This is a genomic window from Streptomyces sp. NPDC020490 (assembly GCF_044335305.1).
Lineage (GTDB): Bacteria > Actinomycetota > Actinomycetes > Streptomycetales > Streptomycetaceae > Streptomyces.
The window spans coordinates 80,438-93,968 of the sequence record NZ_JBIRUY010000032.1; the positions used below are offsets into that span (position 1 = coordinate 80,438).

A 13,531-nucleotide genomic window follows, 5' to 3' on the forward strand; every position below is an offset into this window, starting at 1 on the left:
GTCTCGCAGGTTATCGCCGCTGGCGGAGGGTCTCTAAATCGCGGGTCACACCTGAGCGGTGATACCTGTCACATGATGCCACGCTCACTGGCACGGCGTGCCGACGGTGAGGAGGGCGGGAGGAGAGCCCGAGGAGGCCGCGAGGAGACGGGGAAGGGCCTCACCGGGCTGGGGTTGACCCGGTGAGGTCCCCTGAACAGCCCCGGAGGTGCGCGAAGAGGCCACCTGCGGGGTTCCGGGCGGACGGTCCCCACCCCAATGGGGACCGCCCGGCCCGTTCCGCGGAGGTCCGGCCGGACGAATCCGACGGCTTTCGGCCGTCCGGGTCCTTCGGCTCCGCGAGTCGAGCGCGCGCCGCGTGACGGCGCGCGGGGTGCCGCGGGGGCGCTTTCGCGCCGGGGCGGTCAGCTTTGGTGGGTGCTGCTCTGGTGCCCGGGGGGCATCGTGTCGGCGATGACCTGCACGCCGGTGACGGCCGGCCCGGCGAGCGGGCAGCCCGCCGCCTCGCCGGTGCCGGTCAGGTCCTGCGCGACACCGTCGAGGCCGGTCTGGGCGGAGGCGAGCGCCTCCTCCCGCTCCGGTGCGAAGACGGAGAGCGGGCCGAAGAGGTAGTCGACCTCGCCCTGGCGGTCCCGCGCGGGGCTCACGTCCGGCACGGGGCTCACGTCCGGCACGTCGGACACGTGCGGCAGGTGCGGCAGGTGCGGCAGGTGCGGTACGTGCGGTACGTGCGGCACATCCGGCACGGATATGGGGGCGGTGGCGACCGTTCGGACGGCGGCCGTGGGCCAGGCCTGCACGGCGCGGGCGGTCCTCGCTGCACGGCCGGCTCTGGCGCCGCGGATGGCCTCGGCGACCCTCCAGCCCCTGGACGTCCTGATGCCGGCGGCTGTGACGAGGGAGCGGCGGATGTTCTTGTTCATGAACGCGTCGGATCCTTCGGATCTCGGTAGCGCTCCCTGGCTCATCGGGACGCCCGTCACCGGAGTGGTGCACCCGAGTGGTGCACCGGATTGGTGCGTGGGGGTCCTGGGCGTTCCCGGGCCTGGGAGGCTGGGTGACATTTCCGGGGCCGGTTCCGGTCGTGGTCCGGGGAGTCGGGTGGACCAGCGGAGCCGGCGGCTTGCGTCCGGAGACCGACGAGGAGTCCGGACGGACGGGCAGACCTGTTCCGCCCCCGCGCGGCAGGTCTGTGGCGGGGGAAGGGGCTGCTGCCTAGGCGGGGGAAACCGGAATGTCCCGGTGCCTGTCCCGGGCCTGGGTCGTGGTGGAGCGCGCGATGGCGCCGGGCACGAGCCGCAGGGGTGCGCGGTCGTTCAGGGCCACGGCGGAGGCGTCCCCATGACGCGAGGTGCCGGTGTCGGCGGCGGCGCGGTTGCCCAAGGCGGCGGCCGGGTCACCGGCGGGCGACTGGTGCGCGGGGGCGTACCCGGCAACGGCGGCCCGCTGTTCCCCGCCCCGCGTCACGACACCGGCCGCGTCGGCGAGCCGCGGTCCGTACGCCGCGCGGCTCGACGCGTTCGTCCCGGGCCGGCGCTCGGCGGACGGGTCCTCGGCGGAGTGCTCCGCCGCGCCCTGCTGCGGCGCCGAGGTGGCCGGCACCGGCGCCGTCTGCCCCGGAAGCGTGGGCAGGCCGGGCGAGCCGGGGAGACCGGGGACCGACGGCGCTCCGGGCACCGACGGCAGACCGGGGTTCCCGGGCAGGGACGGGGAGTCGGGCAGCGGGAGGGAGGGCAGCGACGACAGCGGCGGTATCCGCTCCGTCACCTCACCGAGCGCGGCGGTCACGGTCTCCACCACGTCACCGACCGGTTGCACGATCCGCTCGTCCACGGACCGCAGGACCTGCTCGGTCAGCGGCCGCAGGACATCGCCGCCGGCCGGGGAAGCCGAGGGCTCCCGCGGAGCGGAGGCGACGGAGTCGGCGGTGACGGCGGAGTCTGCGGAGTCGGCGGAGTCGGCGGAGTCGGCGGAGTCGGCGGAGTCGGCGGGAGTGTCCGCCGCAGCCGACGGCAGGGGCTCGGCCGCCGGAGCCGCTGGCACCGCCGGGACCGCCGGCACCGCCGGCCCCAGAGCTGCCGGTGCCGCCGGAGTCGCCGCCGAGGGGACACTCTCCGCCGCCTGTGCCCGGGCTCCGCAGAGGAACCCGAGCGCGAGCAGTCCGCCCACCAGCAGCACCACGTGCAGCACACGCCGTCCGGCCGCCGCGCGCATCACGCGCAGGGCGGCACCGGGCAGAGCGGCCGGCGTGCTCAAGGGAACGGTTCCTCCCGTGCTGCGGAACGGATCGGGCGATTCGGCGAGCGAAGGCAGGGCGAGCTGACGAGCGACTGGTGCCGAGTCACGAGCCGACGCGGCGCGGCGCGGTAGGAGGCGCGGGACGCGACACACCGCTGACGCGGCGTCGGATGACCGGGCATCGATCCTCGCACGGCCCTCCCGAGGTTGTGCAAGCCCCCTGTTACCGATGGGTAGTCATGTCCTGTTTTGCTGAGCGCACGCGTCGCGCTGAGCGCACGTGCCGCCCGTCACACGGTTTCCGGTATCGGAAGCGGCCGCTTCTCGATCGCCGCCGCCATCACCTCCGGGAACAGATCCGGGGTGCAGGCGAACGCCGGCGCCCCCAGCGCGGCGAGCGCGGCCGCGTGCTCCCTGTCGTAGGCGGGCGCCCCTTCGTCGGACAACGCGAGCAGCGCCACGAACTGCACCCCCGAGGCCTTCATCGCCGCCACCCGCTTGAGCATCTCGTCCCGGATGCCTCCCTCGTAGAGATCGCTGATCAGCACGACCACCGTGTCCGCCGGACGGGTGATCTGCGACTGGCAGTAGGCCAGCGCGCGGTTGATGTCCGTGCCGCCGCCGAGCTGGGTGCCGAACAGCACGTCCACCGGGTCGTCGAGCTGGTCGGTGAGGTCGACGACCGCCGTGTCGAAGACGACGAGCCGGGTGTTGATGGACCGCATGGAGGCGAGCACCGCTCCGAACACGGACGCGTAGACCACCGACGCCGCCATCGACCCCGACTGGTCGATGCACAGCACGACGTCCTTCTTCACCGACTGCGACGCCCGCCCGTATCCGATGAGCCGCTCCGGCACGACCGTCCGGTGTTCCGGCAGGTAGTTCTTCAGGTTGGCGGCGATCGTGCGGTTCCAGTCGATGTCGTGGTGGCGCGGCCGGTTGACGCGGGCACTGCGGTCCAGGGCGCCGGTGAGGGTGGCCCGGGTGCGGCTGGCGAGCCGCTTCTCCAGGTCTTCCACGACCCGGCGCACGACGGCCCGCGCCGTCTCCTTCGTTGTCTCCGGCATCGCCTTGTTGAGGGAGAGCAGGGTGCCGACGAGGTGCACGTCGGCCTCCACCGCCTCCAGCATCTCCGGTTCCAGCAGCAGCGTGGACAGGCCGAGCCGGTCGATGGCGTCGCGCTGCATGACCTGGACGACGGAGGAGGGGAAGTAGGTCCGGATGTCGCCGAGCCACCGCGCCACGGACGGCGCCGACGCCCCCAGCCCGGCCGAACGGTCCCGCCCGGCCCTCGTCTGCCGGTCTCCCTTGCCGTAGAGGGCGGTCAGCGCCGCGTCCATCGCGGCGTCCTGCCCCGACAGAGCGCACCCGGTGCCGTCGGCCGCGTCGCCCCCGAGCACCAGCCGCCAGCGCCTGAGCCGCTCCCGCGCCGGGTCCGCCGCCGCCCGAGCCGACGCTGTCTGTGCCGCCGCGGTCTGCGTCTTCGCTGTCTGCGTCGTCGCTGCCCGCGTCGTCGCTGTCTGCGTCTTCGCTGTCTGTGGCGTCATCGGCGGGCCCCCGGGCGAGGTCGCTCCCACAGCGGGATCACCGGGACGGCCGTCCTCGGACCGGCGTGCGCCCGCAGCGCCCGAGGCGTCCCCCCGTCCGGTCCAGCACCCGCCGTCTCCGCCCCCGCCCTGGGCCTGCTCGTCACGTCGACGGTCATGCCGTCACCCCCACAAGATCGTTGTCGTCGGCGGCCTCGGCCGCTCCGTCCAGTCCCAGCAGCAGCCGCACCACCGGCAGCACCGCGTCCGCGCGCCCCGGGTCGAGTGCGGCCGCGAAGCCGGGTATGCCCGGGCCGCCCGCCGCCGTGCCGCCCCGGTGCGCGGGCCCGCGCCGGACCAGTTCGCCCAGGGTTCGGCGGACGCCCGGTTCGTACGCGGAGAACGTGCGCCGCAGCAGGGGCAGCACATCCGTGAACGCCTCCGCCGGCACCCCCGTCAGCCAGGCGTCCACCAGGCCGAGCAGCCGCTCGTCGTGCACGAGCAGCATCCCGCCGCCCGAGCCGCCGCCGACGAAGCCCTCGATCCAGGCGGCCGCGTCCCCGGGCGGCGTCCCCGGCGACAGCACGAGCCCCATGAGCCGCGCCGCCTCCTCCTGCGCCAGCTCCCCGTCGTCCAGCAGCAGCCGCACCGCCCGCCCCCGGACGACGCCGGGCACGGTGTCCCGCAGTCCCAGCACCCGCAGCACCGTGTGCCAGCGTCCGCCGAGGTCGGGGTGACCCGGCACAGGAACGTCGCCCAGCAGCCCCACCGCCCCGTGCACCGCGTCCACGTGGCCCCGCATCTGCTCCGCCGCCTCCGCGTCCAGGGCGGCGCAGGCCGGCGGCAGCCCGACGAAGACCCGCTCGGCGAGCCCCGCGGCGACCTCGGCGAGCGCGCCGGTGTGTGTGCCGCGCACGTCGCCGTACCGCAGGGAACGCACCAGGGCCGGCAGGGCCTGGGCCAGGTGACCGACGTCCGCGTCGAGCGCCGCCCGGTCGGCGAGCACCCGCATCACCACGGGGAGCGCGTCCGGCAGTCCGGCCAGCAGGCATCGCTCGGCGAGACCGGTGACCTCGGCAAGCGACTGCGCGGCCGCGGCGTCGGCCTCCGCCCTGGCGGTCGCGGCGGCGAGCACGGTCGTGCCCCACACGCCCGCCTCGGCCACGCGCACGGACAACTCGGGCTCCCAGCACAGCCGCCACGTCTCCCGGAAGGTGCCCGTGCTGCCCCGTGAGGCCCGCGGCTCGCCCCATGTGATGCCGAGCAGCCGCAGCCGGTGCAGCAGCCGGCTGCGCTCGGCGTCGGTGTCCTTGCGCAGGTCCAGCTCCAGTTCCCGTTCGGCCGCCTCCGGCTTCAGCCGCAGCCGGCGCTGGATCCGGACGAGGTCCCGCTGCAACGGCACCGCGGGCGCCGCCTGCGGCACCTCCCCCAGCACGTCCCCGACGACCAACCGGTCGTGCACCAGCGCCAGCGGCACGTCGGAGCCCTCGCACATCACCGCCCGCACGGCGTCGGTCGTCTCGCCGAGCCCCGGCAGCGGACGGCCCCGCATCACGGCGAGCGTCTCGGCCAGCCGCACCGCCTCGATGACATGGGCCGAGGAGACAAGCCGGTCCTCCTCCCGCAGCAGTCCGGCCACCTTCGTCATCCACCGCTCGACCGGCCGGTCCGGCGCGCCGAACAGATGCCCGTACCAGCCCGGCGACTCGATGCCCGCGCCGTACCCGCTGGCCCGGGACAGCCGCCGGTGGGTCCACGGCACCCACGTCATGTCCGTCTTGACCTTGGGCAGCCCCTTCAGCAGCGCCCGGTCGGCGGAGACCGCCGTCCCGCGGCGCAGCGCGGGCACGTGCCAGGCCCCGCAGACCACGGCCACGCCGTCGCCGAACTCGCGCCGCGCCGCCCGCACCTGGAGCCGCATGTACGCCTCCCGCACGAGGTCCCGGTCATGCCCTCCGCTGCCGTATGCCTCCCGCAGCGCGCCCATGGCCTCCTCGAGCACGGCGAACGGCGCGAAGGCGTCCTTCTCGCCCGCACCCCGGTGCTCGACGACGTCCTCCCACCAGCGCTCGGGATCGTCGTAACCGGCCGCGTCGGCGAGCACGGCGAGGGGGTCGACCCGGACGTCGACGCCCGGGCCGGACTCCTCGGCACACCCGCCGTCCGGGCCCTCGCCGTCTCCCCGCAGGTTCACCTGCCGGTTGCCCTCCGGGTTCCCGGGCGCGCCGACCCGTCCGCCCGCGGAGACGTCCTCGCCGACGGAGCCGCCCTCACCCGCGGAGCCGTCCTCGTCCGGGGCCGCCGCCTCGTCGGCTGCGTCGCCCGCGGCTCCGCCGGGTTGCGCGCCTGCCGGTTCCTGGCTCCCCCACGCCAGGGTGTGGGTGGCCGGCAGGTCGATAAAACGGGCGGGCACCTCGTGCTCCAGCGCCCAGCGGATCGCGACCCACTCCGGGGAGAACTCGGCCAGCGGCCAGAACGCCGAGCGGCCCGGTTCGTCCACGGCGTGGGCGAGGAGGGCGACCGGCGGCCGCATGTCCTCGTCGGCGGCGAGCGGGATCAGCGCGCTGGCCTCGGGCGGGCCCTCGATCAGCACCGCCTCCGGCCGGGCCGCGTCCAGCGCCGCCCGCACGGCCCGCGCCGAGCCCGGCCCGTGGTGCCGGACGCCCAGCAACCACGGCCCCGGCCCGGGCACCGCCGCCGCGGTCTCGTCAACACCTGTCACAGCCTCCCCCTCGCTCCGCCGTCCCGCCCGGGCCCGCGCCGGGCCGGTCCTCCCGGCCCGGGTGGGCCGCCGGGCCCCGCGAACCGTCACCGTCCGGCCTGCGCCGGACCGCTCCCCTCCGGTTCCGTTCACGCGCTGACCTCCCGGCAGGCGCGGTAGAAGTCCGTCCAGCCGTCACGCTCGCGGACCACCGCCTCCAGGTACTCCTGCCAGACGACCCGGTCGGCCGCCGGATCGCGGACCACGGCGCCGAGGATGCCCGCGGCGACGTCGGCGGCCCGCAGCACGCCGTCGCCGAAGTGGGCGGCCAGGGCGAGGCCGCCCGTGACGACCGAGATCGCCTCCGCCGTGGACAGCGTGCCGCTCGGCGACTTCACCTTCGTGCGTCCGTCGGACGTGACCCCGTCGCGCAGCTCGCGGAAGACGGTGACGACGCGGCGGATCTCGTCGACGCCGTCGGGCACGGCGGGCAGGTCGAGGGAGCGGCCGATCTGGTCGACGCGGCGCGAGACGATGTCGACCTCGGCCTCGACGCTCTCCGGCAGCGGCAGCACCACCGTGTTGAACCGGCGGCGCAGGGCGCTGGAGAGGTCGTTGACGCCGCGGTCGCGGTCGTTGGCCGTGGCGATCAGGTTGAATCCGCGGACCGCCTGCACCTCCTGCCCCAGCTCCGGTATCGGCAGGGTCTTCTCCGACAGGATCGTGATGAGCGTGTCCTGGACGTCGGCCGGGATGCGGGTCAGCTCCTCGACGCGGGCCGTCATGCCCTCCGCCATGGCCCGCATGACCGGGCTGGGCACGAGCGCGTCCCGGCTCGGGCCGTGCGCCAGCAGCTGCGCGTAGTTCCAGCCGTACCGGATCGCCTCCTCCGGCGTGCCCGCGGTGCCCTGCACCAGCAGCGTGGAGTCGCCGCTGACCGCCGCGGCCAGGTGCTCGGACACCCAGGTCTTCGCGGTGCCGGGCACCCCGAGCAGGAGCAGGGCGCGGTCGGTGGCGAGCGTGGTGACCGCGACCTCGACGATGCGGCGCGGGCCCACGTACTTCGGCGTGATCACCGTGCCGTCGGGCAGGGTGCCGCCGAGCAGGTAGGTGGCCACCGCCCACGGCGACAGCTTCCAGCGGGCCGGGCGCGGGCGGTCGTCGTGCGCGGCCAGCGCCGCGAGCTCGTCGGCGAAGGCGTCCTCGGCGTGCGGCCGCAGAGCCTCCGCTCCGTGCGCGGGCGGCTGGGTGCCCGCGGCCGCGGTGGCAGGGGCGCCCGTGCCCGGATTCGCGGGCGCGGACCCGTTCCCGCTCTGTTCGACGGACATCGGTTCTGCGGACACAGTCATGGCTGAGGCCCCCTCCAGCTCGGCCGGTTCGGATCTGCCACCAACCGTGCACCATGCCACTGACAATGCGTTCTGACCTGCGGAAACGTGCCCGCGAGGCCGATTGTCAGTGGCGGGTTCTACCTTCGATGGCATGACTCAGCAGGGGGTGCGCTGGAGCGCGGACCAGGTGCTGGCGCTGGCGCCTGACGCCGCGTCACGCAAAGCGGGCAGCAAACTCGCCACGGCCGGGCCGTGGTCGGAGGCGGGCAGTTCCGGGGAGGGGACGGTGTGGGGGCTGTGCAAGGGCAGCGGCAGTACGCCGTACCGGACGGTCGTGGACATCGCGGACGCATCCGGTCCGGCGTACAAGTGCAGTTGTCCGAGCCGTAAGTTCCCGTGCAAGCACGCGCTCGGGCTGCTGCTGCTCTGGGCCGGCGACGAGGGGGCGGTGCCGCCGGGAGCGGCGCCGGAATGGGCGGAGCAGTGGCGGCAGGGCAGACGCAGGCGGGCTGCGGAGAAGCGGACGGCGGGTGACGCGGGATCGCCGCCCGGTGACCCGGAGGCGGCGCGGCGCCGGGCCGAGCGCCGGGCCGAGCGGATCACCGCGGGCGCGACCGAGCTGGAGCAGCGCCTTGCCGACCTGCTGCGCGGCGGCCTGGCCGGCGCGGAGCAGGCGGGCTACGGGCTGTGGGAGGAGACGGCGGCCCGCATGGTCGACGCCCAGGCGCCCGGACTGGCCGCCCGGGTGCGGGAGCTGGGGGCGATCCCGTCGTCCGGGCCCGGCTGGCCGGTGCGGCTGCTGGAGGAGTGCGCGCTGCTGCACCTCCTCGACCAGGGCTGGCTGCACCGCGAGCGGCTGCCGGCCGGCCTGGCGACGACGGTCGGCGCGCGCGTCGGGCTGCCCGCCTCGGCGGACGGACCGCCGGTCCGGGACCGCTGGCTCGTGCTCGCCCAGTACGACACGGCGGACGCCCGCCTGACGACCCGGCGTATCTGGCTGTACGGCGCGGACTCGGACCGCACAGCGCTGCTGCTGTCCTACGGCGCCGGGGGCCGGGCTCCGGAGCTGGCGCTGCCCGTGGGGCTGGCCCTGGAGGCGGAGGTGTCCGCGTATCCGGGCGCGGGGCAGCCGCGGGTGGCCCTGGGTGAGCAGTTCGCGCCGCCCGCCCCGGCGGACATCAGACCGCCGGGGGTGACGACGGCCGAGGCAGCCGCCCGGTACGGCGAGGCGCTGCGGGACGATCCCTGGCTGGACTCCGTCCCGGTCACCCTCGACCGGGTCGTGCCGGCCCCGGACGGCGACTCGTGGCAGCTGGCGGACGCCGACGATGACACGGCGGTGCCGCTCACCCCGGCCGCCCGTGCCCGCCCCGGCCTGTGGCGCCTCGTCGCCCTCTCGGGCGGCGCCCCCGTCAAGGTCTTCGGAGAGTTCGGCCACCAGGGCTTCGCTCCGCTGGCGGCCTGGCCGGAGGGCGCGGGCGAGGTGGTGCCGCTGTGCTGAGCCGCCCACTCACCACGCCGAGCCACCCACTCGCCACGCCGAGCCATCCCCTCACCGCCCCGAGATTCCCACTCGCCGCCCCGAGCGGCGGCCCGCTCGCCGTGCGGAGCGGTGTCGCCGCACCCCACCTCCTCAGCGACTCACCCGTTCACACCCCTTCACACCTGATACGCGCATATGTCACGTTTCCCTGGACACCCGAAGTGGACGACCTGTCGACCGCTTCCGGGCACCGGCAGAGAGGAACCGCATGAGCAGCACCCCCGCCCCTGTGGACGCCCCCGCGCAGAGCGCCTGGGAGGAACTGGTGACGGCGGCGCTGCTCGGGACGGAACGGCGGACGCCGCCGGGTGGCACTCCGGGGCGGGACGCCCCCGTGGCCCTGCTGGACACAGCGGCCGCGGAGACGGTGCGGCGACGGGCCGGGCTGCGGCCGGCCCGGGCCGCCGAGCGGCTGCGGCCGGCGCCCGAGGACCGGCGCCCGGCGCTGCCCGCCGCGGCAGCGCGCAGGCTCGCGATGCTGCTGGCCGACCGCCCCGGCACGGGCGGCGGCGGGCGCCGGGGCACCACGCCGGACCTGATGGAGCTGCTGCCCCAGTGGCTCGCGGCGGCCAACGACCGCGGTTTCGCGGCACCCGCGCCCATGCTGCCCGCGCTGCTGGACGCGGCCAGAGGGCGTACGGATCTGCGTCCGGCGGTGCTGGCCTTCGCCGGGCCCCGGGCCGTGTGGCTCGCCCGGATGAACCCGGACTGGCGGTTCGCGCTGCGCGCCGCCCCGGGCGGGGGGACGACGCTGCCCGCCCTCGACGAGACCGACGAGGTGCGGCGGCTGTGGCAGCAGGGACTGTTCGCCGAGCGGGTCGCTCTGCTGGCCGCCCTGCGCGCCCGGGAGCCCGCCGCCGCCCGGGAACTGCTCGCGACGACCTGGCCGACGGAGCGGGCCGAGGACCGCCTCATGTTCCTCGACTCACTGCGGACCGGGCTCGGCGCGCAGGACGAACCCTTCCTGGAACAGGCGCTGTCCGACCGCAGCCGCAACGTCCGGGCGACGGCCGCCGAACTGCTCTCCGCACTGCCGGATTCGGCGCTCGCCGCCCGCGTGGCCGCGCGGGCCGAGGCCTGCGTGGCCATCGACCGCACCGGGGACACGCCGACGATCCTCGTCGAGGCGCCGCACGAGTGCGACGCCGCCATGGAGCGCGACGGTGTCGTGGCCAAGGCCCCCGCGGGACGGGGCGAGCGGTCGTGGTGGCTGGGCCAGCTGGTGGAGGCGGCCCCGCTGGGGACGTGGACCGTGCGGCTCGGCCGCCGTACACCGCAGGAGATCGTGGCGTTGCCGGTGGCGGACGACTGGCAGGGGGAACTGCACGCCGCATGGTGCCGGGCGGCCGTACGGCAGCGGAACGCCGCGTGGGCGCGGGCGCTGCTGGGCTCCCCGGCCGCCCCGGAGGCGGGCGGCCCGGGAGCGGTGTCGCTGGCCGAGCGGGCCAAGCTGCTCGGCACGCTGGGCGCCGCCGAGCGGGCCGAATGGGTGGCCGGGTTCATCTCCGCGCACGGGCTGTCCGAGGCGTTCCAGTTGCTCGGGATGTGCGCGGTGCCATGGGCCGCACCGCTCGGGCGGGCGGTGGTCGACGCCCTCAACATCGCGCGGGACGCAGGGAGTTACCCATGGAGTTTCAGTGGAGTGATGGGACTGGCCGAGCGCTGTCTCGATCCCTCGGAGGCGAGCCGCCTCGACGCCCTGCTGGCGGTGCCGGACGAGCCGGAGGACGCGTCACCCGGAGCCGGCGGGTACTGGGCGGAGGCGTTCCAGCGGCTGGTCACGACGTTGCGGTTGCGGGCGGCGATGACCGAGGAGCTGGATGCCGGGAAGGCCGGCTGAGCCTCCGCCCGCGCGACCGCCTGCCCCGCCAGGTCGGCGTGCCCCGCCGGGTGTCGCGCCCCCGGGCCTCGCTCCGGCCCGTACGCTCTCGCCCTCGACCTCGCCCTCGCCCTCTCCCGCCGGACGGGCCGTGGGCCCTCCGTCAGCCGGACAACCCATGGACCGCCCGCCGGCCAGCCCGGCCGCTGAACGCCCGTCGGCCGGACCGGCCACGGAACACCCATGGGCCGGACCGGCCACGGAACACCCATGGGCCGGACGGACCACGGAAAACCCGGGGACCGGAAGGGCCGCGGAAAGCCCGTGGGCCGGACAGGCCGCGGGTCGCCGACCGGCACCGGAAACGGCGGGCGCCGGTCACGTCCCCGGAGGCGCTACGCCTCCGCGGGCTGCCGGACGTTCGCCCGTACCCAGTCCACGATCGACTGCGTGGTCGCGCCGGGCGTGAAGATCTCCGCGACGCCCTTCTCCTTCAGCGGCGGGATGTCCGCCTCGGGGATGATGCCGCCGCCGAAGACCAGGATGTCCTCCGCATCCCGCTCCTTGAGCAGGTCGATCACGGCGGCGAAGAGCGTGTTGTGCGCGCCGGAGAGGATGGACAGCCCGATCGCGTCGGCGTCCTCCTGGATCGCGGTGTCGACGATCTGCTCGGGGGTCTGGTGGAGCCCGGTGTAGATGACCTCCATACCGGCGTCGCGCAGCGCCCGCGCGATCACCTTGGCTCCCCGATCGTGGCCGTCGAGCCCCGGCTTGGCCACCACCACGCGGATCGGACCGGCTGCCACACCCATCACTGCCTCCATGAAGCGACTACATCCATCCGTACCGACAAGTACCGCACACTTCGCGCACGCCGTGCACCTCACCCGCCCGACGCGTACGCCACGTACGCCACGTACGCCACGTACGCGACGCGTCACGCACGGCGCACGTTCCGCCGCACACCGCTCGGGTCGTGCCGTCACGGCACGGACGCCCCGCGCCACACCGCCCGGGGAAGTGAACGAACGTTATCGCCAGCATCCCGCACCCGGCAGTTTCGCGGCGCACAGCGAGGGGGAAATCACACAGTGAGACACGTTCACCGCGCACCGCTCCGGCGGGTAGCGCACCAGGAGCCGCAACGAGGTCGCCGCACCACCACGCCGCAGACCGCGCGCCGGGGTGGTGCGGCGCTTCGATCAGGACACGAAGGGCACGCAGGGCAGGTCAGGCACGACAGCGGGGAGCCTCGCCGGCACACCGGCACGGGATCCCGGCACGTCGGTGGCGTCACGGACGCGACAGGCTCCACCCGCGTCATGTGCGCCGCACGCCGCGTCCGCCCCGCGTCGTCCGCTCGCGCCCCGTCGAGCGCCTCTGCCACGGCATACCGCGAGTGCACACGGGGGACAGCGCCGTTCTCCTGCGTGCCGACAGGAGGTCGGCCATGAAGGTCAGCGGGGTACTGCCTTTCCTCCCGTTCTGCCAGCGGCTGCTGCCCAGCAGGCTGGCGGGTCTCTCCCTGACCCTCCTGAAGGCGACGGCCCTGGAGATCGCGATCCTGGCGGGACACCTCCTGCTGTACCCCTCGGGCATCATCCAGGAGCGCAGGAGCCCGGCGGCCCCGCTCCCCTCACCGGACGGCGCCACGCAGCTGCCGACCGAGACCGGCCCCCCGGTCGTCCTCCTGCACGGCTTCATAGACAACCGCTCGGTCTTCGTCCTGTTGCGCCGCAGCCTCGCCCAGCACGGCAGGCAGCGGATCGAGTCGCTCAACTACTCCCCGCTGACGTGCGACGTCCGCACCGCCGCCGAGCTGCTCGGCCGGCACATAGAGGAGATCTGCGAGCGCACCGGCAGCAGGCAGGTCGACGTCGTCGGGCACAGCCTCGGCGGACTGATCGCGCGGTACTACGTGCAGTGCCTCGGCGGCGACACGCGCGTCCGGACGCTGGTCACGCTCGGCACCCCGCACTCCGGCACCCGGGTGGCGCCGCTGGCGAACGCTCACCCGATCGTGCGCCAGATGCGCCCCGGGTCCCCGGTGGTGGAGGAGCTGTCCCGGCCGGCACCCGGCTGCCGTACGCAGTTCGTCAGCTTCTGGAGCGACCTGGACCACCTGATGGTCCCGCTGGAGAGCGCCTGCATCGACCACCCGGACCTGCTGGCGCAGAACGTACGGGTGAGCGGGATCGGGCACCTCGCCCTGCCGGTGCACCCGGCCGTCGCGACCGGCATACGGCGGGCGCTCGACGCCCCGGGCGAAGGAGCGGAAGCCGCCGCCCACACCGGCGGCCTCACCGTGGCCTGACCGCCCGGCAGCCCACCCCTGACCGCCCGGCAGCCCGCCCCGGAATCGAACAGTCT

At 75.2% G+C, this 13,531-nt stretch carries 9 protein-coding genes; 3 read left to right on the forward strand and 6 right to left on the reverse strand.

From position 1 onward, the window contains the following. Positions 1-404 precede the first annotated feature (404 nt). The 5 genes from ACH4ZX_RS29160 to ACH4ZX_RS29180 form a co-directional block, all read right to left on the reverse strand. The gene (locus tag ACH4ZX_RS29160) at positions 405-923 is read right to left on the reverse strand and encodes a hypothetical protein (protein ID WP_398278967.1); all 519 of its coding nucleotides are present in this window, start codon (positions 921-923) and stop codon (positions 405-407) included. 292 nt (positions 924-1,215) lie between these two features. Next, positions 1,216-2,256, reverse strand: a complete 1,041-nt coding sequence (locus tag ACH4ZX_RS29165; RefSeq protein WP_398278970.1) for a hypothetical protein — start codon at positions 2,254-2,256, stop codon at positions 1,216-1,218. A gap of 272 nt (positions 2,257-2,528) precedes the next feature. Next, a complete protein-coding gene (locus tag ACH4ZX_RS29170; RefSeq protein ID WP_398278973.1) occupies positions 2,529-3,788 on the reverse strand; it encodes a VWA domain-containing protein in 1,260 nt (419 codons plus the stop codon). Positions 3,789-3,942: 154 nt separating this feature from the next. Next, positions 3,943-6,489: a DUF5682 family protein gene (locus ACH4ZX_RS29175; RefSeq protein ID WP_398278976.1), complete on the reverse strand. Its 2,547-nt coding sequence runs from the start codon at positions 6,487-6,489 to the stop codon at positions 3,943-3,945. A gap of 128 nt (positions 6,490-6,617) precedes the next feature. Then, complete coding sequence (locus ACH4ZX_RS29180) at positions 6,618-7,817, reverse strand: AAA family ATPase (RefSeq protein WP_398278979.1); 1,200 nt, start codon at positions 7,815-7,817, stop codon at positions 6,618-6,620. 133 nt (positions 7,818-7,950) lie between these two features. On the opposite strand from ACH4ZX_RS29180, the gene ACH4ZX_RS29185 reads away from it, so the two are divergent. After that, the gene (locus ACH4ZX_RS29185) at positions 7,951-9,300 is read left to right on the forward strand and encodes an SWIM zinc finger family protein (RefSeq protein WP_398278982.1); all 1,350 of its coding nucleotides are present in this window, start codon (positions 7,951-7,953) and stop codon (positions 9,298-9,300) included. A 250-nt stretch (positions 9,301-9,550) separates the two neighbouring features. After that, positions 9,551-11,182 carry a DUF5691 domain-containing protein gene (locus ACH4ZX_RS29190; protein WP_398278984.1) on the forward strand — a complete coding sequence of 544 codons (1,632 nt, stop codon included), beginning with the start codon at positions 9,551-9,553 and terminating at the stop codon, positions 11,180-11,182. Positions 11,183-11,556: 374 nt separating this feature from the next. On the opposite strand, the gene ACH4ZX_RS29195 is transcribed toward ACH4ZX_RS29190, so the two are convergent. Then, complete coding sequence (locus ACH4ZX_RS29195) at positions 11,557-11,973, reverse strand: cobalamin B12-binding domain-containing protein (RefSeq protein ID WP_133927567.1); 417 nt, start codon at positions 11,971-11,973, stop codon at positions 11,557-11,559. A 638-nt stretch (positions 11,974-12,611) separates the two neighbouring features. Here ACH4ZX_RS29195 and ACH4ZX_RS29200 point away from each other — a divergent pair. Continuing rightward, entirely contained in the window at positions 12,612-13,475 is an 864-nt protein-coding gene (locus ACH4ZX_RS29200) for an esterase/lipase family protein (protein WP_398278987.1), read from the forward strand. Positions 13,476-13,531 lie beyond the last annotated feature (56 nt).